The sequence below is a fragment of the Streptomyces cavernae genome (assembly GCF_004023625.1).
GTDB classification, from domain to species: domain Bacteria; phylum Actinomycetota; class Actinomycetes; order Streptomycetales; family Streptomycetaceae; genus Streptomyces; species Streptomyces cavernae.
Genome location: NZ_RPDJ01000014.1, coordinates 148303 through 169176 on the forward strand (window position 1 = coordinate 148303; position 20874 = coordinate 169176).

A 20874-nucleotide genomic window follows, 5' to 3' on the forward strand; every position below is an offset into this window, starting at 1 on the left:
GAAGCGGGGGCCGGGACTGCGCTGGCCCGGCCCCGTCGGGGGATTCAGCCCTTGACGGCGCCCTGCATGATGCCGCCCACGATCTGCTTGCCGAAGATCGCGAAGACCAGCAGCAGGGGCAGCGTGCCGAGCAGCGCGCCGGCCATGATCAGGGACTGGTCGGGGGTGTAGCCGCGACCCAGGCCCGCGACCGCGACCTGCACGGTCGGGTTGCCCATCTGGGTCAGCACCAGGAACGGCCACATGAAGTCGTTCCAGGTCTGCACGAACGTCAGCATCCCGAGCACGGCCATCGCGGGCCGGGCCGCCGGGAACACCACGTGCCACACCACGCGCCAGCTGCTCGCGCCGTCCACACGAGCCGCCTCGATGATCTCGTCGGGCAGCGCCTGGATCAGGTACTGCCGCATGAAGAACACACCGAACGCGCTCACCAGCGACGGCAGGATCACCGCCTGCAGCTGGTCGGTCCAGTCGAGCTTGGCGACCATCATGTACAGCGGGATCACACTCAGCTGCGGCGGCACCATCATCGTGCCGATCACGATCAGCATCAGCGCGCCGCGGCCCCTGAACCGCAGCTTGGCGAAGGCGAAACCGGCGATCGTCGACATGAAGACGATGGTCAGTGCCGAAGTGCCCGCCACGATCGTTGTGTTGAAGAACGCCTCACCCAGATTGGCGTCCTTCCAGGCGATCTCCAGCTTGTCGAAAAGACCCGAACCGAACCAGAACGGCGGCGGCGTCTGCGCGAGCCGCTGGTTGTCACGCGAGGCGGCGATCGCCGTCCACACCAGCGGGAACAACGACACCAGTGTGAACACGATGAGGATCGCGTACGCGATCGGGCCACCGTGCAACTGCCCGCCCGCCCGCGCGGACTTCGGCAGCCGGGGGCCTTTTGTCTTCTCGACGGGCTTGGTCTCCGGGGGCGTCACAGTCGTCGTCACGGCCACAACTCCTAACTACTGGCGCGCAGCCGGCGCGAGATGACGTAGTTGACGATGCCGATGACGATCAGGATCAGGAACATCGTCCAGGCGATCGCCGAGGCACGGCCCAGGTGCTGGGCGACCCAGCCCTGCTCGTACAGATACAGGCCCAGCGTCTGGAACTGGTGCTCCGCGCCGCCGGAGGTGCCCTTGTTGGCGTCGAACAGCAGCGGCTCGCCGAAGACCTGGCTCGCCCCGATCGTCGAGACGACACAAGTGAACAGGATCGTCGGACGCAGCGCCGGCAGCGTCACGTGGATGAACTGCTGCCAGCGGTTGGCCCCGTCCAGGGCGGCCGACTCGTAGAGGTCGTGCGGGATCGCCTGCATCGCGGCGAGGTAGATCAGCGCGTTGTAGCCGGTCCAGCGCCAGATGATGATCGACGAGACGGCGATCTGCGAAGCCCACGTGTCGTTCTGCCAGTCGACCGCGTCGATGCCGACCGTGTCGAGCGCCCAGTTGATCATGCCGTAGTCCCGGCCGAAGAGCAGCACGAACACCAGCGAGGCGGCGGCGATCGACGTCGCGTACGGCGCGAGCATCGCGACCCGGAAGAACGTCGAGGCCCGCAGCTTGTAGTTGAGGATGTGGGCGATGCCCATCGCCATCAGCAACTGCGGAACGGTGGAGATGATGCCGATGGTCAGGGTGTTCTTCGCCGCGTTCCAGAAGAAGTCGTCGTCGAAGATCCGGGTGTAGTTGCGCAGCCCAACCCAGTTCATGTCGGTCGGCGCGGTCAGCTCCACCTGGTGCAGCGAGGCCCAGCCCGTGTAGATCAGCGGGAACAGGCCGAACGCGACGAACAGCAGGAAGAACGGCGACACGAACGCGTACGGGCTCCAGCGGATGTCCCGCTGCCAGCGCCGGGACAGCCGGTCCCGGCGCCGCCGCTCCTTCTCCACGGCGGCGTCCTCGGGCGGGCGGCCCGGGGCCGCGCCCCCCTTCACAGGGGGCGCGGCGGTGTCGTTCCGGGTGGCCATACGGGTCACTGGTCCAGCTTGTTGTCGATGGTCTTGATCGCGGACTCCCAGGCGTCCTTGGCCGACTTGCCCTTCGTCACCAGGATCACGCCGTTGTCCGACAGGCCCTGCATGATGATCTGGTCCTTCGGGCCGATCACCTGGACCGGGGCCGCCTTGGCGGCCTCCGCGAAGATCGGGCCGATCTTCTGGTCACCGGTCATCTCGTTCGTCGCGTCCGTCACTTCGGGCATGGTGTAGGCGGACGGCGCGCTCGGGAAGCTGGCCTGCACCTTGAACAGCTTCGCCTGCTGCTCCGGCGCGGTCAGCCAGGTCACGAACTTCTGGGCCTCCTTCACGTTCTTGCCGCTCTTCGGCACGGTGAGGAAGGTGCCGCCCCAGTTGCCGCCCTTGGGCGCGACGGCCACGGCCCACTTGCCGGCGGCTTCGGGCTTCGCGTTGCCCTTGATCGTGCCCAGCATCCACGGCGGGCAGGCGATCGCGGCGAACTTGTTGTTGGCGATCGTGGAGTTCCAGGACGGCTGGAACTGGGTCTGCGACTGGACGAGGCCCTTCTCCGCGGCCTCCGCGGTCAGGTTGAAGGCGGCCTGGACGGCCGGGTTCGTCTTGTAGATGACCTCACCGGAGGAGTCGTAGAACTTCTCCTTCTCGCTGCTGAGGATCGCGTTGATCAGGCCGCCGGGGGAGTCCATGAAGAAGGTGCCCTTGGGAGCCTTCGACTTGTACCGCTCGCCGACGTCGACGAGCTTGGCCCAGTCACCGGCCCACAGCTTGCCGACCTCGGAGGGGTCGGTGGGCAGACCGGCCTGCTTGAAGAGGTCCGTGCGGTAGCAGATCGCCATCGGGCCGACGTCGGTGCCGAGGCCGATGGTCTTGCCGTCCTTGGTGGTGGCCTGCTGCCACTTCCAGGGCAGCCACTTGCTCTTGTCCACGCCCGGAGCCTTCGACATGTCTTCGAGCTTGTCGGCCTGGGTGGCCGTGACCTCGGCTATGTTGGCGACTTCGACGGCCTGGACGTCCAGCAGGCCGCTGTTGGTGGTCAGGTGGTTCAGCAGCGCCGGGTAGTAGTTCTCGTTGCGCTCGACGACGTTCTGCTCGATCTTGATCTTCGGGTTGAGCTTCTCGTACTCGTCGTAGAGACCGGCTTCCTTGAAGCCCATGGTGCCGAAGAGGCCCACCGAGATCGTGGTCTTGCCGCCGCCGCCGCCCGACGACGAGTTCTCCTCGTCCTTGCCGTCGTCGGCACAGCCGGCCAGCAGCCCGGCGCCCAGCGTGGCGACGGCCGCCAGGACCACCGTCTGGCGGGTCCAGGTACGTGCTCGCATTGCGTCCTCCTGATGCCCTGACGTGCCGACCCCCCGGCCAACTGCTCTGTTGGGCCCGTTTTGTTCATGCTGCGGCTCGGGCGGGGAACGTGCGGGTTGTGTATGTGCCAGGTGCCGTGGGAGCGCTCCCACATGTGATGTGTTGAAGAGTCGTCGGTCTCGGCGGGGGTGTCAAGACGATGCGCGCGGCGAGATGTGTTCAGTTATCGGGACGTTAACTAACGCCCGTCGGTCGCGGTGCGGGCCCCCGGCCGGGCGGTGGACATCATGCATGACTGTTAGATTCCAGCCGAACGCGGTGTGACCGGGCGGGACGGAGGCGGGCCATGGCAGTCCACGGAGGACGCGGCCGGAGTGGTGGGCGGCCCACGCTGGAGGAGGTCGCCGCGCGGGCCGGAGTGGGCCGGGGCACGGTGTCCCGGGTGATCAACGGCTCGCCCCGGGTCAGTGACGCGACCCGGGCCGCGGTCGAGGCGGCGGTCGCGGAACTCGGGTACGTACCGAACACCGCGGCCCGCGCGCTGGCCGCGAACCGCACGGACGCCATCGCGCTGGTCGTGCCCGAGCCGGAGACCCGCTTCTTCGCCGAGCCGTACTTCTCGGACGTGCTGCGCGGGGTCGGCGCGGAGCTGTCGGAAACCGAGATGCAACTCCTGCTGATCTTCGCGGGCAGCGACCGGGAGCGGCGCCGGCTGGCCCAGTACCTGGCCGCTCACCGGGTCGACGGGGTGCTGCTGGTCTCCGTGCACGCCGACGACCCCCTGCCCGACCTGCTGGCGCAGTTGGAGATCCCGGCGGTGATCAGCGGCCGCCGCTCGGCGGACGAGACGCTTCCCTCGGTGGACTCGGACAACTTCGGCGGGGGCCGTTCCGCCGCCCAGCACCTGATCGCACAGGGCCGCCACACCATCGCCCATCTCGCGGGACGGCTCGACGTCTACGGTGCCCAGCGCCGCATCGACGGCTACCGCGACGCCCTGCGGGAGGCGGGTCGGGAGGTGGACGAGACCCTGATCGCGCCGGGTGACTTCACGGAGGAGGGCGGCCGCCGTGCCATGGCCGACCTGCTCGCCCGCCACCCCTCGGTGGACGCCGTCTTCGCCGGCTCCGACGTGATGGCGGCGGGTGCCCGCCAGGCACTGCGCGAGGCGGGCCGCCGCATACCCGACGACGTGGCCCTGGTCGGCTTCGACGACTCGGCGATCGCCCGCCACCTGGACCCACCGCTCACCAGCGTGCGCCAGCCGATCGAGGAGATGGGCCGGGCGATGATCGACCTCCTCCTGGCGGAGATCGCCGACCGCCGCCCCGTCGCATCACGGGGGCTGGACCGGCGGCAGGTGGTGCTGCCGACGGAGCTGGTAGTGCGGGCTTCCTCGTGAGCGAGGTCGCGAACGTCCCCCGGCTACCTTTCGGCCCGCGTCGACTCCCACCGGACCTCGCCGTCGTGCAGCACGTCCGTCGGTGCCAGACCGGCCGCCCTGGCCACGGCCGCGGATGCCGCGTGCCGCGGGTGGATGTGCGCTACGAGCGTGCGTACGGGAAGCGCCGCCGCGAGGGCGCGCGCGGCCTCCCCGGCGAAGCCCCGGCCCTGCCAGGGCGTGCCCACGACCCAGGCGATTTCGGCCACTTGGTCGGTGATCGTCGCCTGGACCGTGCCCACGAGGCTGGACTCCGCGCGCAGCCGCAGCACCCAGTTGCACCAAATGACGCCGGGGTCGGGCGAGCCGGTGGTCCAGCGTTCGTATCGTGAACGCAGCTCCTGGGCCGTCTCCGGCGTGCCCCCGGTGAACCGGTGCAGCGCCGGGTCCGCGAGCACCACCGCCATCTCCTCGGCGTGTTCGACGAGCAGGGGCAGCAGGTCCAGGCGGGCGGTGTGCAGGGGCTGGGCTTCCATGCGCGGAGCGTACGCGGAAGGTGACGATCGCCTCACGCGGATATCGCGTCCGTTCGCTCACCTTTCGAGTGGATCACTCACATTGTCCTCACGCGCAGCGACGTATGCTTCACACCATGTCCACGCCCCGCCGAGCCCGCCGTACCGCCGATGAGGTGAACGAGGAGATCCGTGCGCTCTGGCAGCGTGCCCGCGGTCGGCTCGACGCCGAGCAGCGGCGGGAGTACCAGCGACTGGTGATGGAATGGGCGGCCGCGGCCGGCACCGGGTCCAGCGCGCCCCGCGAGGGTGCGCCGCCCCGGGGCGGGCAGGCCCGCGACGGCGCGGTGTCCAGGCGGGGGCCGGTCCGCGCGGCCTGAGATCAACTCACGCGTGCAGGCGCGGACTTGGCGCCGGCGTCTGTGTCAGGACGCCTTCGAGAAGCCGGCAGCCGGGCAACCCGGCAGACGGGAAACGAAATCGCCCCGATCCGGAACCCGGATCGGGGCGATTCACCGAGGGTGAGTGACGGGACTCGAACCCGCGACATCCTGGACCACAACCAGGTGCTCTACCAGCTGAGCTACACCCACCGCGACCGGTCCGAGCTGTTTCGCCGACCGGCCGAGAAAAAGTGTACAGGGTCCGAAGGGGTGCTCGCGCACGGCTTTCGCGGGGGGTCGCGCCGGCACCGGCACGGGCGTGCGGTGCCTACGGCGCAGGCAGGACGTGCTTCGCGGCGATGGCCTTGGCGGTGTCGGAGTCCGGGCCGGGCAGCGGGACGAAGATCGCCTCGCGGTAGTAGCGCAACTCCGCGATGGACTCCTGGATGTCCGCCAGCGCCCGGTGGTTGCCGTTCTTCTCGGGGCTGTTGAAGTACGCGCGGGGGTACCAGCGGCGGGCGAGTTCCTTCACGGAGCTGACGTCCACGATCCGGTAGTGGAGGTAGTCCTCCAGCGTGGGCATGTCACGCGCGAGGAAGCCGCGGTCGGTGCCCACCGAATTGCCGCACAGCGGCGCCTTGCCCGGTTCTTTGACGTGCTCGCGTACATAGGCCAGCACCTGCTCCTCGGCGTCGGCGAGCGTGGTCCCGGCGGCCAGTTCGTCGAGGAGACCGGAGGCGGTGTGCATGGCGCGTACCACCTCCGGCATGGTCTCCAGGGCCGCGTCCGGCGGGCGGATCACGATGTCCACCCCTTCGCCGAGAACGTTCAGCTCGGAGTCGGTGACCAGCGCGGCCACCTCGATGAGAGCGTCGTTCGACAACGAGAGACCGGTCATCTCGCAGTCGATCCACACCATGCGATCGTTCATGGCCTCAACCCTACGGCCCGTGGCCGGTCAGGGGCAGGTGGGGGACGGTGCCCGGGGCCGCGTTGGGGGTTCGGGGCGCCACGGTGTTGGGGGTTCGGGGCGCCACGGTGTTCCCGGGCGGACCGCACGGGCGAGGACCCGGGAGCCAGAAACTCCCGGGCCCTCATCAGGTCGGTGCCCGCGCGCCTTCATCGGGCGTCCCGGGCCCCTCAGCAGGTCGCGGTCCCGCGTCCTACGGCGCGCTCCGTTGTCCGGGCAGGCTGGGCCGCCCCGACGCGTACAGATCCGACGCGGGCCGGTGTGAGTCCGTCGTCAGGGATGTGGTCGCCGTCGGCCCCAGCGAGGTCGCCGCCGCGGTGCGGCGGGCCTGGTGCGGGAGCGGACCGTTGTCCGAGGACAGCGAGGGCTCGTTGTCCACCGGCTTCTCGCCCTGCGGGCGCCGGGCCCGGTACGCCGCCCGGTACGCGGCCGGGGACGAGCCGAGCTGGCGCCGGAAGTGCCCGCGCAGCGCCACCGGCGAACGGAACCCGCAGCGCCCGGCGACCTCGTCGACCGAGTAGTCGGAGGTCTCCAGGAGCCGCTGCGCCTGCAGCACCCGTTGCGTGATCAACCACTGCAGGGGCGCGCTTCCGGTCAGCGAACGGAACCTGCGGTCGAAGGTCCGCCGGCTCATGTACGCGCGCGCGGCGAGCGTCTCCACGTCGAACTGCTCGTGAAGGTGCTCCAGCGCCCAGGCGACGACCTCCGCGAGCGGGTCGGCGCCGATCTCCTCTGGTAAAGAACGGTCCAGGTAGCGCTCCTGACCGCCGCTGCGCCGGGGCGGGACCACCAGACGGCGGGCGAGCGCGCCCGCGGCCTCGTTTCCGTGGTCCGTCCTGACGATGTGGAGACAGAGGTCGATTCCGGCCGCCGTACCCGCCGACGTGAGGACGTCTCCGTCGTCCACGAACAGCTCGCGCGGATCGACGTGCACGGACGGATAGCGCTTGGCCAGCGTCGGCGCGTACATCCAGTGCGTGGTGGCCGGGCGGCCGTCCAGCAGCCCGGCGGCGGCCAGCACGAAGGCGCCGGTGCACAGCCCCACGATGCGGGCACCCTCCTCATGTGCCCGGCGCAGCGCGTCGAGCGCCTCCTCCGGCGGCGGCGAGGTGATCGAACGCCAGGCCGGCACCACGACGGTGCCCGCCCGGGCGATCGCCTCCAGGCCATGCGGCGCGGTCAGTTCCAGGCCCCCTGTGGTCCGCAGTGGGCCTTCCTCTCCGGCGCACACCAGCAGTCGGTAGCGCGGTACGCCGGCGTCCTGGCGGTCAATCCCGAACACCGACAGCGGAATGGAGCTCTCGAAGATGGGGCCGCCGCTGAACAGCAGCACCGCGACGATCTCCTTGCGGCGTCGCCCGGACAGCTTCCGGGCCGCGGCTTCCGGCGCGGCAGCGGAGTCGTGGCTCATACTGCTAAGCCCCCCTCGGTGGTCGCGGCTCCTCGGTTGTGTCGCTCCTGCACGTTTCCCCTCGGTCCTGCACGAGTCCCCCGCCGTAAGACAGTCAAGATCGAATCTACTGTGTCCCGTGATGCCAACGTGGCCAGTTCAGCACTCGGCACAATGTCGACATGGCAACTTGGCGTGAAGCATTCGGTCACGAAGCGTTGCACTCGGGGGCCCCGCAGGGAAGTGCGCCTCGTTCGAGTGGCCAATCCCCATAGGGTACGGAGGCCTTTCGGCCCCCTTTCGGCGCAGGTCGAACAGGGGGTGCAGGGTTGTTCGACCGGGGGGTAACCGGTTGGTGGAAGTTGGCTGAAAAGATTCGGAGGCGCGCGCACAAACCGGTCAGTCAACCGGCGTAGTTCCGCCGAAGTGGCGGCCGCCTCTGTGCGCCCCCGTTCCGGTCCGTCCGTGGCGGCCCCGGTGGGGCGTGATCTCCTCGGCCGACGGGCGTGCCGCCACCCGCTCGGAGTGCCGCAGCAGTATCCGGCAGGCGCCCGTGACGGCGGCCAGGCCCAGTGCCGCCCCGGCGGCCCCGGCCAGGGAGGTCCCGAACCAGACGAGGACGACCGGAACCAGCACGCAGCTGAAGGCCGCCCAGCGGACCACCTCGCCCGCGCCGTCCTGCCCCGGCGGCGCGCCCTCGGGCTGCGGCCGGTGCCCCCCTCGGGGGGCGGGGGCGGGCGGGGGCACGGTCGAGGTTCCGGGCACGGCGGGCTCCCTAGGGCGATGGCTTACCAGGGTTCAACGCGTGGCGGGACGGGCGGTCACTTTCACGGGGGCCATACGAGTCGTACGAGACTGTCATACGCAACGCCGGTTCCGCGCCGACGTGTGACCGAACGGTGGGTGCGGCTGCGGAGGCCTGTGCAAACCGGCTGTACGGGGCAGCAACCATTGCGTTACGGGCGTCCGCTCATGCATGCTCCCTGGAACCCCGTGAAGCCCGGGCGGGCTCTGGGCAGGAGAGGAGTGGCGCCGTACCCTTGGGGGTATGGGGTTGGGAAGGTGATTCCCGGACACAGCTCCGCCGCATGTTGTCGTCCCATCCCACGAGGATCAAAACGCCGAGATACCCATGGCCGGTCACGAATTCTTCGATCCCGCGGACCGCAAGCGTCCCGTCGCCGACCCCACGGCGGCCGAGCCCTTTGCGGCGGAAGAGACACGCCCCACCTGCGATCCGGCGTTCAAGCACGGCGTGGTCGTCGGCTTCGACGGTTCCACGTCGAGTGAGCGCGCCCTCGCGTACGCGATCGGTATGGCCCACCGCTCCGGCTCCGGGCTGATCATCGTGCACGTCGCCAACCGGCTGCCCACCACCGTGTGGGCCGGCTGCGAGCCCCCCGTCTTCGTCGACGTGCCGGACCACCGCACCGAGGTGCTCGGGCTCGAGCTGGCGTGCGCTGACTATCTGGCAGAGGTGCCCTGGATCCTCGTCGAGCGGGGTGGCGACATCTGCCACGAACTCGAAGAGGTGGGCCGGGAGTACGAGGCCGACGCCATCGTCGTCGGCTCCACGCACGGGATCGTCGGCCGTATCTTCGGCTCGGTCGCGGGGCGGCTCGCCAAGCGGGCGCGGCGTCCCGTGGTCGTCATTCCCTGACGGCTCCCGTGGTCGTCATCCGTGACGGCTTCTATCGTCGTCTACTGACGGCTCCCGTGGTCGTCGTCTCCTGGCGGCTCTCGTCGTGGTCATCCTCCGAAGGCTCCGCCCTCCCGGTCGCGTCCCAGGTGGGACAGAGAAGCGGAATAGTCAACTCCCTTTGTTGTCGCATAAATCTACCCGCGCGTAGAGGTGTTTGTGCCTTTGTGAAGGGCATATACCGGACGCCGGTTCCACCAAGTGACCGGAACGCGCGCAGCACAACTGCACAGCCAAGAAGGGAGCCCGCCGTGGACAACGGAGTCTCTGCGGGAAGCACCACCTCGATCGTCGGCCGACTCGCCCTGGGTATCACCCTGTTGGCGTTCGGTCTCGGACACACCGAAGTAGTCGACGGCGTTACGGCGGCGGACGCCGTGTCACTGGCCCAATACGTGGGCGGCGTAGCGCTGTTCGTCGCGGGCCTGTTCGCCTTCCGCGACCGCGACACGGCCACCGGCACGGCCTTCGCGGGGCTCGGCGCCCTGTGGTTCACCTGGGCCGTCTCGGCGGGCAGCCAGGTCTCCGACAACGCCGCGGGCCTCTTCCTCCTGCTGTTCGCCCTGGTGGCCCTCTCCCTGACGGTTGCGGGCGGATCCACCCTCGACCAGGGCACCTACGCATTGTTCTGCCTCGCGCTGGTGCTGCTCGCCGTCTCCCGGTTCGGGGGCAGTGACGCGCTCGGCAAGGTCGGCGGCTGGTTCGCGGTGGCGGCGGGCGCGGTCGCCTGGTACGCGGCGACGGCGGCCCTCGCCCACTGGCCCACCACGCTCCCGCGACGCGCCGCCGGCCGGGGAGTGACGGCCACCGGCTGAGGCGGGCGCAGGCCGGGACGGGCTCCCTGCTCGAACGAAGGTGAGAGCCAGGGGAGGGCAGCCCCGGCCTCCAAGGGGCGACCCCCTGTGCTCGGTGGCACACAGGGGGTCGTTCACTTGGCCTCTCTCCTGAAGAGGCGTCAGCAGCCCTCCCGGCAGCGGTATTTCGGCTACTCCACCGTCACCGACTTCGCCAGGTTCCGCGGCTTGTCGATGTCCCGGCCCAGCGCCAACGCCGTGTGGTAGGCGAGCAGTTGCAGCGGAATGCCCATCAGGATCGGGTCCAGCTCGTCCTCGTTCTTCGGGACGACGACCGTCTGGTCGGCCTTCTCCTGCTCCTGGTGCGCCACCGCGAGGATCTTGCCGCTGCGGGCCTTGATCTCCTCCAGGGCGGCACGGTTCTTCTCCAGCAGGTCGTCGTCGGGGACGATCGCGACCGTCGGCATGGCGGGCTCGATGAGCGCCAGCGGGCCGTGCTTGAGCTCGGAGGCGGGGTAGGCCTCGGCGTGGATGTAAGAGACCTCCTTGAGCTTCAGGGAGGCCTCACGGGCCACCGGGTAGCCCCGGACGCGGCCGATGAAGAGCATCGAGCGGGCCTCGGCGAACTGCTCGGCCAGCTTCTTGATCTCCTCCTCCTGCGTCAGGATCTCGGAGATCTGCGCGGGCAGCTTCCTGAGGCCCTCGATGATCCGCTTGCCGTCGCGGACCGACAGGTCCCGGGTGCGGCCGAGGTGCAGCGCGAGCAGCGCGAAGGCGACCGTGGTGTTGGTGAAGCACTTGGTGGACACCACGCAGACCTCGGGGCCCGCGTGGACGTAGATGCCGCCGTCCGCCTCACGGGCGATCGCGGAGCCCACCACGTTGACGACGCCGAGCACCCGGGCGCCCTTGCGCTTGAGCTCCTGCACCGCCGCGAGCACGTCGTAGGTCTCACCGGACTGCGAAACGGCCACGTACAGCGTGTCGGGGTCGACGACCGCGTTGCGGTAGCGGAACTCGGAGGCCGGCTCGGCGTCGGCGGGGATACGGGCCAGCTCCTCGATCATCTGGGCGCCGATCATGCCCGCGTGGTACGAGGTGCCGCAGCCGAGGATCTTCACCCGGCGGATCTGGCGCGCCTCACGGGCGTCCAGGTTGAGCCCGCCGAGGTGCACGGTGGAGAACCGGTCGTCGATGCGGCCGCGCAGCACGCGGTCCACGGCGTCGGCCTGCTCGTGGATCTCCTTGTGCATGTACGTGTCGTGGCCGCCCATGTCGTACGACGCCGCCTCCCACTCCACGGTGGTCGGCTCGGCGGTCGTGCGGGTGCCCTCGGTGGTGTACGTACGGAAGTCGTCGGCCTTGAGGGTGGCCATCTCGCCGTCATTCAGCGTCACGATCTGCCGGGTGTGGGCGACCAGCGCGGCGATGTCCGAGGCGACGAACATCTCCTTCTCGCCGATGCCGAGGACGACCGGGGAGCCGTTGCGGGCCACCACGATGCGGTCCGGGAAGTCGGCGTGCATGACGGCGATGCCGTAGGTGCCCTCGATCAGGCGCAGCGCCTGGCGGACCTTCTCCTCCAGGGTCTCGGCCTGCGAACGCGCGATGAGGTGCGTGATGACCTCGGTGTCGGTCTCGGAGAGGAACTCCACGCCGTCCGCGGTCAGTTTGGCGCGCAGGTCGGAGGCATTGTCGATGATGCCGTTGTGGACGACGGCGACCTTGCCCTCGACGTCGAGGTGGGGGTGTGCGTTCTCGTCGGACGGAGCGCCGTGGGTGGCCCAGCGGGTGTGCGCGATACCGGTGGTGCCCGCGAACCGCTTGGGAACGCGTGCCTCCAGGTCACGGACGCGGCCCTTGCCCTTGACCATCTTCAGCTTGCCGCTCGTCGGCGTGGTGACGACGATGCCCGCGGAGTCGTACCCCCGGTACTCCAGCCGCTGCAGTCCCTCCAGCAGCAGCGGTGCGACGTCCCGTCGGCCGATGTATCCGACAATTCCGCACATAAAAGTGGTTCCCCTACCCGTAGACGATGCGGCGCAGCTGCCTCAGCGAGAGCTCGGGCGGCGCCACCGCGCGGTATTTCAGGTCCGCCTCGATCCGTTCGAAGATCGCCGCGTTCACCAGGCCCTGACCCTGGAGCTCGCGATGGCGGCGACGGACGTATTCCTCGGTCGTCTCGTCGAAGTACGCGAGGACGTCCTGTACGACTCGCTGCGCCTCACCACGGCTGAGCGGGGTGGAGCGCGTCAGATGATCGACAAGTTCCTCGTGCACCCGTCGATCCTGAGGTAAAGCGACGGCAATCGCAAGATTTCTGCCCGATTTCGGGCAGGGTTCTGTTGAAACTCTCATGGGAGGCGCCTCCGGCTGGAAGCGCCGCCCCTCAGGTCTCGTGCGATGCGGTGGTCCGGATCGGGGGTGTGGTGGGGAACCTCCGTCGCCAGACGAGCGACACGTACACCAGCGCCACCAGCACCGGCACCTCGATCAGCTGACCCACCACACCCGAAGGCGCCTGGCCGCTGGTGATGCCGAAAGTGGCGATCGCGACGGCGATGGCCAGCTCGAAGTTGTTGCCCGCGGCAGTGAAGGCGAGGGTGGCGGTGCGGTCGTAGGGCAGGCCGATGGCCCTGCCCAGGGCGAAGCTCCCGAACCACATCAGGGCGAAGTACGCGAGCAACGGCACCGCGATGCGGGCGACGTCCAGCGGCTGGGAGGTGATCCTCTTCCCCTGCAGGGCGAAGAGGATGATGACGGTGAACAGCAGCCCTTACAGCGCCCAGGGGGCGACCTTCGGCAGGAAGCCGTTCTCGTACCGCTCCCGGCCGAGTCTCCTCTCGCCGATGCGGCGGGTGAGGAAGCCCGCGACGAGCGGAACACCCAGGAAGACCACGACGTTCAGGGCGATCTTCCCCATGGAGATGTCGAGGCGCTCGCCGTCACCCAGGCCCAGCCGGCCGGGCAGCCAGTCGATGTAGAACCAGCCGAGCACGCCGAACGCCAGCACTTGGAAGAGGGAGTTGAGCGTCACCAGCACGGCGGCGGCTTCACGGTCGCCGTGGGCCAGGTCGTTCCAGACGATGACCATGGCGATGCAGCGGGCGAGACCCGACGATGACCAGGCCGGTGCGGTACTCGGGCAGGTCGGGCAGGAAGATCCACGCCAGGGCGAACATCACGGTGGGGCCGACGAACCAGTTGACGATCAGGGAGGCGGCCATCAGCCTGCGGTCGCCGGTGACCGCGTCGAGTTTGTCGTAGCGCACCTTGGCCGGCACGGGATACATCATGACCAGCAGCCCGATCGCTATCGGCAGGGAGGCACCACCGATTTCGACACTCGCCAAGGCGCCGTTCAGTCCCGGGACGAGGCAGCAACCGCGGTACCACCACTCCGCGGCCACGCCACCACCTGTTCGGGGGACGGCGATGAACACCAACTCCTCGCGCGGCAAGGGTCGTTGGATACCGGCCCCGCACCCTCGCATCGGTCGGCTGACGCCGAGGCAGCACCGAGGCAGCCGGCCCGCGCCCTCCCATCGGTTCGCTGACGCGGGAGGCAGCCGACCGGATGATCCCCCGTCGACGCCCCCTCCCGGACCCAGCAGAGCCAGCCGGAGTCCCGCAGCCTGGCCCCGCCGAACTGTTCGCCGGGGCCTCGCGGTCTGCCTGAGGTGCGTACGACCGCCGAGCCGGCGGACGAGGTCCTCCGGCGCCGCTCGCACTGGTCGTGGGACTCCGCGGGCGCTGCCGCGCTGCGGGCGGCGGCGGCCTGCCTACCGGTCGTTGCAGGAGTAGCAGGGGTCGATGGATGCCTGGATGAGCGGCAGGTCGGAGATGCTCTCGCCGACGGCCATGAGCGGGACCGTCGGCATGTTGACGAAGGTGGGGGTCCGGACCCGGACCCGTACGGGCACGTCGGTCCCGTCGGACGCCAGGTAGTAGAACACCTCGCCGCGGGGCGCCTCGACCCGGACCGATGCCTCACCTGCGGGCACCGACGGGTACAGCGGCCCTCCGATCGGTCCGGCAGGCATCGTCTCGACGGCCTGCTCGATCAGACGGCAGCTCTGCAGGATCTCCGAGGCGCGCACGACGATCCGTGCGAGGACGTCGCCCTCGTCCCGCACCGGGACGTCGAAGTCGAGCTTGTCGTACGCCTCGTACGGAGCGGATCTGCGGATGTCCTGGGTGAGGCCGGAGGCCCGGGCCAGGGGGCCGACGGCGCCGTGCGCGAGGGCGTCGTCCCGGCTGAGGACGCCGACGCCCGCGCAACGAGCCCGCACGGTCGGGTCGCCGGTCATGATCGGGATCAGTTTCCCGGACGTGGTCTTCTCGATCGTGCGGACCGCGGCCAGAACGGCCCCGGGGTCGCTGATGTCGCGGTTGACTCCGCCCGGCCGGTTCATCGCGTAGTTGACGCGGTTGCCGGAGATCCTCTCGAGGATGTCCATCACCTGTTCCCGGAGGGAGAAGCAGGTCATGAACAGGGTCTCGAAGCCGATGAGGTTGCAGGCGACGCCGGCCCAGAGCAGGTGGCTGTGCAGCCGCTCGGCCTCGGCGATGACGACCCGGATGTACTGGGCCCGGTCGGGCACCTCGAGCCCGGCGATCTTCTCGACCGCCCGCGAGAACATCAGCGTGTGCACATTGCTGCAGATGCCGCAGACGCGTTCGAGCAGGGCGATGTCCTGCGTGTAGCTCTTGCGCTCGGCCAGCCACTCGATGCCCCGGAAGTTGAAGCCCACGACGACGGAGGCATCGGTGATCCGCTCGCCCTCGCAGGTGACTTCCACCTTGTAGGGCTCTTCCAGGGCCGGGTGGAACGGCCCGATCGGGACGACGGGACTCATCGGGGTTCACCCTCCTCGACCGCGATCGCCGCATGAGCGGTCCGCGCGGGGTCGGCTTCGTTTCCTTGCTGCCGTGTGCGGGCGAACAGACCGGGCGGGTCACCCTCGCGCAGCATCAGAGGCGGTGTCGTGGAACGGCCGTCGAACTCCAGGCCGTAGTAGTCGTGGATCTCGCGCTCGACCCAGTCCGCGCCCGGCACGATGTCGCTGATGGTGGGGACATGTCCTGACATCACCGTCGTGGACAGGTTGAGCAGTTCGCCGTCGGCGTCCCAGTGGTAGATGATCCGCAGCGCGTCCCCGGCCTCCGGTACCGCCGTGATCGTGACGAGCCGGACCACGTTCTCCCGCATCAGCCGAGCCATGGCACGGACGTCGAGGTCCGGCCAGGCGGCCCAGTACCCGGTGGCGGTGGGTGCGCAGGGCGCGTCGTCGTCCAGCTTCCGCAGGAGTGCCTCAACGTCCATGGCTCCTCCCTTCCGACCGCCCTGCGTCGCTCATGACGGAGAACGTCTTTCTCATCACCTCGGCGGTCACCTGCCGTCGGCAGTGCTCACAGAGCCGGGCCCGCCGGCGCAGCTCTTCGGTGCGCTCTCCGTAGGCGGTGCTGACGAGGTTCTCGCTGTACGGCATCGCGGGCTTGCCGCACTCCGCGCAGGGCGGGTAGTCGATGACCGTGGTGTCTGTCTGCTCGTGGGGGCTGTGGGCCCACGCGCCCCGGTCCGACACCTGGCGGAGCGCGTCGACGGGGCAGTACTGGACGCAGAACCCGCAGAACGTGCAGCGTGCCGGGTCGTAGACCCAGGCGCAGGAGCTCTCCGCGGGGCGCAGTTCGATGGCGGCCGACACACACACCTGCGTGCAGATCCCGCAGGCGACGCATGCGGCGGCATCGTTGGTCACGTGCCCGCGGTATTCGGCCGGCGGTGGCTCCCGGTCCGGGAACCGCTGGGTCAGCGGGCGCCGGATCCAGTTGCCGCCGATCAGATGGAGGATGTTCATGGCGAGGGCTCCTAGATTCCGGCGTAGGCGAGGACGAGGGCGGATGCGGCGGGGACGAGTGCCCACAGCCAGAACCACCGGGCGGTCTGGGCGAGCTTCAGGCGGGCCGTCGCGGCAGCCGTGGCGGAGAGCAGGACCACGACCAGCAGCGACAGCCCGAGGAACACCAGGACCCGCACCGGCCAGCCGAGACCCGTGACCGGCAGACTGAGCGCGGCCACCAGCCCGACCAGCGCCACCCATTCCAGGCTGTGAGCGAGCTCCCACATCGCCAGACGCGGCCCGTCGTACTCGGTGGTCGCCCCCGCGTAGATCTCCTGCTCGGCGCCGGCGATCGAGAACGGGTTGAGGTGCAACTTGGCCGGGAGGCAGATCAGGATCGCCAGCAGAGCGAGCACCCGTACCGGCCAACTGCCTTCCAGCGCCGCCCCGTTGAGGGACAGGCCGCTGCTGTGTGCGAGCGCGATCAGCGCGGTGAGGAAGGGCAGGTTGTAGGCCGCGGTCATGATCGCCTCCCGGGAGGCGCCCAGGCCTCCCCACAGCGACCGGGACGCGAACCCGCCGAGCACCAGCAGCAGCGGGCCGAGCTCGATCAGTCCGACGAGCAGGACCAGATCTCCGGCGAACCCGCCGCCGGACGGGACGACCGGCAGCAGCGCGACCGCGCCGAGGGTCGCCACCACGGCACCGGCCGGCAGCGCCGTCATCATCAGCCCCTGCAACGGCGGCCGTTCGACCGGTCGCTTGCCGAGCAGCTTCACCACGTCGAAGAAGGGCTGGTAGAACGGCGGTCCGAGCCGTCCCTGCAGGCGGGCGTTGATCTTGCGCTGCATCCACTCCATGAGGAAACCCGCGGCGACGGCGTAGCCGAGGCCGGGGAACACCAGCAACTGGACGGCGGCCCGTACCGATGTCATCTCCGGCCTGCCTCTCCGGCGGCTTCCGCCGTGAGCGGATCGATCGTGTCCGGATCCGCCGTGTCCGGATCCGCCGTGTCCGGGTCGGCCGTGTCCGGGTCGGCCGGACCTGGCTGGTGTTCCGGTCGCGGCTTGTCGCCGGCCAGGATCGCGGCGGCCTCGGCGAGACCGGCGATCATCGCGTCCGGCCGCGGCGGGCAGCCGGGAACGTAGACGTCGACGGGCAGGACGCGGTCGAGGGGACCGACGACGGTGGGACTTCCGGCGAAGACGTTGCAGGAGGTGGGGCAGGACCCGAGCGCCACGACCACCTTCGGGTCGGGAACCTGCCCGTAGACCGTCTGCAGCGCCTCGCACGTCGTCCGGGTCACCGGCCCGGACACCAGGATGATGTCGGCGTGTCTCGGGCTGCCCTCGTGCCGGATGCCCAACTGCTCCATGTCGTAGCGGGGGGTCAGACACGTCAGGAACTCGATGTCGCAGCCGTTGCAGCTACCGGCGTTGGCGTGGAACACCCAGGGGGAGCGGCGCCGTGCCGTGCGCATCAGGGATCTGAGGAGTTTCATCGGACAACCCACTCCTGTAGCAGTCGGGGGAACAGGCCCGTGGCGAGGACGGCGGTCGACAGGCCGACGAGGGCGATCACCAGGGGAGGCGGCTCACTGGCCCAGACCGAAACCGATCGCGGGCGATCGGGGGGCAGGGGTGGGGCGTCCGCCGCGCCGCCCCACCACACCAGGGCGACGACACGGGAGTAGGCCAGCACCGACAGGATCGTGGCGACGACGAGCAGGGCCAGCACCGGACCGCTCTCGTTCAGGGCGGTGGCGTACACCCGCCAGTGGCCGGAGAAACCCGCTGTGAAGGGGACGCCGAGTACGGCCAGGCCGCCGATGAGGAAGCCGGCCGCGGCCAGCGGGTGTTCCCGGGCGACACCCCGCGAGGACAGGGTCAGGGGGCGGTCGGCCTCGGTTCCGGCGAGCGTCGTGAACAGCAGGGCCATGGCGAGCGCGTCGGCGGCGGCCCCGGCCATGGCGCCGTCGAGGCCGAACTCTCCGGCCAGCACGATCCCGAGCACCAGGAACCCGGCACCGGTGACGGTGGAGAACGCGAGCATGCGCTTGACGTCTTGCTGTGCCAGGGCCAGCGCCGCGCCGCCGACGGCCGAGAGCAGGGCGAGCAGGAGCCACGGCCAAGTGGGCGAGAACAGCCACGGCGAGGTCTGCCGCAGACTGACCAACTCGGCGAACGCGGCGACATCGACGACCGCGACGACGAGTCCGATCAGGGCCGCCGGGGTGCGCGCCGCCATCGCGGGCAGCCACACGCAGGCGGGGACCAGCGCCAGCTTGACGGCGAACCCGGCCAGGAGCAGCGCCAGGACCACACGGGCCGGAGCCGTGTCGATGAGGGCGGTGCCGGTCACCAGGGTGAGGGCGGAGAACACGGCCGCCGCGAGGTAGGCGTTGCGGGCCGCGGTGTCCACACCGGCGAGTACGAGCACGAGGAAGGCCCCGAACGCGGCGCCCTCCAGAAGGAGCACACGGACCAGCTCGGACGGGACCAGCAGGCCCGGGACGACCAGCAGTCCGGCGACGGCGGCGACCCGGACCCACGGCCTGGTCGGCTGGGCGGTGGCCATCGCGAGGAGCAGTCCGCAGAGGGCTGTCACGATCGTCGCGGCCAGGGCCCAGGGCCGGGTCACGTCGATGGTTGGCTCGTCGGTCCGTACGACGTCGGCCGCGGCGAGGGCGACGAGGCCCATGGCCACCGCGAGGGCGGTGAGAGCGGCGGCGGCTCGGCGTTCAAGCCATGCGCCGGCGCGGCCCGCCACGGCGCAGACGCGCAATGTCGCGTGCCAGACGGCCAGGTAGTACAGGTCCGCGTCGCCCCATCGGTAGAACGGCGCGAGTCCGCGGGAGACGGGGGAGGAGAAGTCGCTGGCGCGCAGGTGGCCGTGGTCCCGCAGCGGCTCCCCACCGGTGAACGATGCGGTGGGAGGCGCCAGGTGGCTTCCGAGGCCCACCGGCGGGAGGGCGGCCGCGGCGGGGCCTGCGGAGACGAGTTCTCGCGGTTCCCAGGTGGTGGTGGAGGAGGCGGTCGCCGGCAGGGCGCCGCGGCGACGGAACCGCTGGTGGACGACGGCTCCGCCGACGACCGAGAGCAGCGCCAGGACGAGGCCGCCGGCGAGGAAGGAGCTTCCGGCGGAGGCGAAGCCGAACCAGCCGACGCCGAGGTTCCCTCGCAGGCCCATGCTGGTCAGCGCCGGGTCGATGAGGTGGTCGAGGGCGAGCTGCGGCGCGATCCCGAGGACCAGGCAGCCGGCGGCGAGGACGCCGGACCCGATGAGCATGCCCCGGGGCGACTCGTGGGCCTTCGCACTGGCCTCGCCGTCCACGCCGAAGAACAGGGCGGAGCTGGCCTTCATGAAGGAGAACATGGTCAGGACGCTGACGACCCAGGCGATCAGCGCGGGCACGGTGAAGTCGGCCTGGAGGGCGGCGACGTAGAGCAGGAGCTTGCTGACGAATCCGTTGAACAGCGGGACGCCCGAGATGCTCGCGGCCGAGATCAGCCACAGCGCTGTTGTGCCCGGCATCCGCCGGCTCAGGCCGCCGAGGCGGTCCATGTCCCGGGTGCCGGTGGCGTGTTGGACCGCGCCGGCCCCGAGGAACAGGCCGCCCTTGAACAGTCCGTGGTTGAACGTGTGCAGCAGGGCGGCGGCGACGCCCAGCGGGGTGCCGAGCCCCAGGCCGAGCATCATGTAGCCGATCTGACTGACCGTGTGGAACGCCAGCAGCCGCTTGGCGTCGTGCTGGATCATCGCGAACAGGACGCCGACGAGCATCGTGACCGTACCGACCCAGACCACGGCGTTCTGCCAGGCGGACGGCCACGGGCCGAAGGAGTGCATACGGGCGACGAGGTAGACACCGGCCTTGACGTAGACGGCCGCGTGGAGCAGGGCACTGACCGGGGTCGGGGCGGCCATCGCCGAGGGGATCCAGGTGTGCAGGGGGAACTGCACCGACTTGGCGACGGCGGAGACGAGCATGAGGACGAAGACGCCGCCGGTGAACGCCTCGGCGACCTTGGGGTCCGTCCACAGCGTGGTGCCGGTGCGGGCGTAGATCACCAGGATGGCGGCGAGGAGGGCGTAGCCGGCGCTGTGGGTCATCACCAGGACCTTGCGCGCCCCCGCTGCCGCCGCCCTGTCGGTGTACCAGAAGCCGACCAGCAGGAAGGAGCAGAGGCCGACGATCTCCCAGCCGGCGTACATCAGCAGCAGGTCTTCGGCGAACACCAGGGTGATCAGACCGGCGATGAAGACCTGCATGATGACGTAGAAGCGGGTGGCGGCGACGTCGTGCGCCATGTACGCCACGGAGTAGAGCAGGATCGCCGCGCCGATCGAGGTCGCCATGAAGGCGAACAGCAGGGCGAGTCCGTCGACGTGGAAGCTCAGCGAGACGGGCCCGTCCCACGACCCCAGTCGGCGGTCGAGCACCTCACCGTCGAGGACCGTGGGCCACAGGGCGACCACGCCGGCGCAGGACGCCGTCGTCACGCCCGTCGCCAGCCATCCCTTGGCGGCCCCGGACAGTCTGCGGGACAGTACTGCCTGCAGGACCACGCCGACCAGCAGCACGGCGACGGGGGCGAGGACGAAGTCGTTCATCTGCACGG

General features: G+C 70.0%; 19 protein-coding genes, 1 tRNA gene and 1 pseudogene. 4 read left to right on the top strand and 17 right to left on the bottom strand.

The features are described 5' to 3' along the window. Positions 1–44: 44 nt before the first annotated feature. From EF387_RS24185 to EF387_RS24195, 3 genes are read right to left on the bottom strand one after another with little or no spacing between them, the layout of a single operon-like run. Complete coding sequence (locus EF387_RS24185) at positions 45–950, bottom strand: carbohydrate ABC transporter permease (protein WP_128378708.1); 906 nt, start codon at positions 948–950, stop codon at positions 45–47. A gap of 11 nt (positions 951–961) precedes the next feature. After that, entirely contained in the window at positions 962–1972 is a 1011-nt protein-coding gene (locus EF387_RS24190; protein ID WP_128378833.1) for a carbohydrate ABC transporter permease, read from the bottom strand. Between the two features lie 5 nt (positions 1973–1977). After that, positions 1978–3297: an ABC transporter substrate-binding protein gene (locus EF387_RS24195; protein WP_128378709.1), complete on the bottom strand. Its 1320-nt coding sequence runs from the start codon at positions 3295–3297 to the stop codon at positions 1978–1980. Between the two features lie 326 nt (positions 3298–3623). On the opposite strand from EF387_RS24195, the gene EF387_RS24200 reads away from it, so the two are divergent. Beyond that, on the top strand, positions 3624–4679 hold the full coding sequence (locus EF387_RS24200; RefSeq protein WP_128378710.1) for a LacI family DNA-binding transcriptional regulator: 1056 nt from the start codon (positions 3624–3626) through the stop codon (positions 4677–4679). 23 nt (positions 4680–4702) lie between these two features. Here the strand turns inward: EF387_RS24200 and EF387_RS24205 are convergent, their stop codons facing one another. After that, positions 4703–5194: a GNAT family N-acetyltransferase gene (locus EF387_RS24205; protein ID WP_128378711.1), complete on the bottom strand. Its 492-nt coding sequence runs from the start codon at positions 5192–5194 to the stop codon at positions 4703–4705. A gap of 116 nt (positions 5195–5310) precedes the next feature. Between EF387_RS24205 and EF387_RS24210 the strand changes: the two genes are divergently transcribed. After that, the gene (locus EF387_RS24210) at positions 5311–5553 is read left to right on the top strand and encodes a hypothetical protein (protein WP_162467196.1); all 243 of its coding nucleotides are present in this window, start codon (positions 5311–5313) and stop codon (positions 5551–5553) included. Positions 5554–5693: 140 nt separating this feature from the next. Here EF387_RS24210 and EF387_RS24215 read toward each other — a convergent pair. The 4 genes from EF387_RS24215 to EF387_RS24230 all read right to left on the bottom strand — a co-directional run bounded on the left by EF387_RS24215 (position 5694) and on the right by EF387_RS24230 (position 8681). Next, a tRNA-His gene (locus EF387_RS24215) sits at positions 5694–5766 on the bottom strand. Positions 5767–5884: 118 nt separating this feature from the next. After that, a complete protein-coding gene (gene orn, locus EF387_RS24220; RefSeq protein ID WP_128378713.1) occupies positions 5885–6487 on the bottom strand; it encodes an oligoribonuclease in 603 nt (200 codons plus the stop codon). A gap of 232 nt (positions 6488–6719) precedes the next feature. Then, entirely contained in the window at positions 6720–7937 is a 1218-nt protein-coding gene (locus EF387_RS24225; protein ID WP_128378714.1) for a helix-turn-helix domain-containing protein, read from the bottom strand. Between the two features lie 378 nt (positions 7938–8315). Beyond that, positions 8316–8681: a hypothetical protein gene (locus EF387_RS24230; protein WP_420802613.1), complete on the bottom strand. Its 366-nt coding sequence runs from the start codon at positions 8679–8681 to the stop codon at positions 8316–8318. A gap of 367 nt (positions 8682–9048) precedes the next feature. Between EF387_RS24230 and EF387_RS24235 the strand changes: the two genes are divergently transcribed. After that, complete coding sequence (locus EF387_RS24235; RefSeq protein WP_128378715.1) at positions 9049–9576, top strand: universal stress protein; 528 nt, start codon at positions 9049–9051, stop codon at positions 9574–9576. 290 nt (positions 9577–9866) lie between these two features. Then, entirely contained in the window at positions 9867–10430 is a 564-nt protein-coding gene (locus tag EF387_RS24240) for a GPR1/FUN34/YaaH family transporter (protein WP_128378716.1), read from the top strand. Between the two features lie 170 nt (positions 10431–10600). Here EF387_RS24240 and glmS read toward each other — a convergent pair whose 3' ends face one another. The 9 genes and pseudogenes from glmS to EF387_RS24285 form a co-directional block, all read right to left on the bottom strand. After that, entirely contained in the window at positions 10601–12418 is a 1818-nt protein-coding gene (gene glmS, locus EF387_RS24245) for a glutamine--fructose-6-phosphate transaminase (isomerizing) (protein WP_128378717.1), read from the bottom strand. Positions 12419–12431: 13 nt separating this feature from the next. Beyond that, positions 12432–12689: a hypothetical protein gene (locus tag EF387_RS24250; RefSeq protein ID WP_128378718.1), complete on the bottom strand. Its 258-nt coding sequence runs from the start codon at positions 12687–12689 to the stop codon at positions 12432–12434. Positions 12690–12798: 109 nt separating this feature from the next. Further along, positions 12799–13786 (bottom strand): annotated as a pseudogene (gene arsB / locus EF387_RS24255) (ACR3 family arsenite efflux transporter); the annotation flags it as partial. Between the two features lie 405 nt (positions 13787–14191). Then, on the bottom strand, positions 14192–15268 hold the full coding sequence (locus EF387_RS24260; protein WP_128378719.1) for a hydrogenase large subunit: 1077 nt from the start codon (positions 15266–15268) through the stop codon (positions 14192–14194). Next, positions 15265–15735, bottom strand: a complete 471-nt coding sequence (locus EF387_RS24265; RefSeq protein ID WP_128378720.1) for an NADH-quinone oxidoreductase subunit C — start codon at positions 15733–15735, stop codon at positions 15265–15267. The genes EF387_RS24260 and EF387_RS24265 overlap by 4 nt, the downstream gene beginning before the upstream one ends. Then, positions 15725–16270 carry a 4Fe-4S binding protein gene (locus EF387_RS24270; protein WP_128378721.1) on the bottom strand — a complete coding sequence of 182 codons (546 nt, stop codon included), beginning with the start codon at positions 16268–16270 and terminating at the stop codon, positions 15725–15727. The genes EF387_RS24265 and EF387_RS24270 overlap by 11 nt, the downstream gene beginning before the upstream one ends. A gap of 11 nt (positions 16271–16281) precedes the next feature. Continuing rightward, positions 16282–17187 (bottom strand): NADH-quinone oxidoreductase subunit H, encoded by a 906-nt coding sequence (locus EF387_RS24275; RefSeq protein ID WP_128378722.1) that lies wholly within the window; start codon positions 17185–17187, stop codon positions 16282–16284. Beyond that, the gene (locus EF387_RS24280; RefSeq protein ID WP_128378723.1) at positions 17184–17753 is read right to left on the bottom strand and encodes an NADH-quinone oxidoreductase subunit NuoB; all 570 of its coding nucleotides are present in this window, start codon (positions 17751–17753) and stop codon (positions 17184–17186) included. The genes EF387_RS24275 and EF387_RS24280 overlap by 4 nt, the downstream gene beginning before the upstream one ends. After that, positions 17750–20866: a proton-conducting transporter transmembrane domain-containing protein gene (locus EF387_RS24285; RefSeq protein WP_238431670.1), complete on the bottom strand. Its 3117-nt coding sequence runs from the start codon at positions 20864–20866 to the stop codon at positions 17750–17752. The genes EF387_RS24280 and EF387_RS24285 overlap by 4 nt, the downstream gene beginning before the upstream one ends. Positions 20867–20874: the final 8 nt, after the last annotated feature.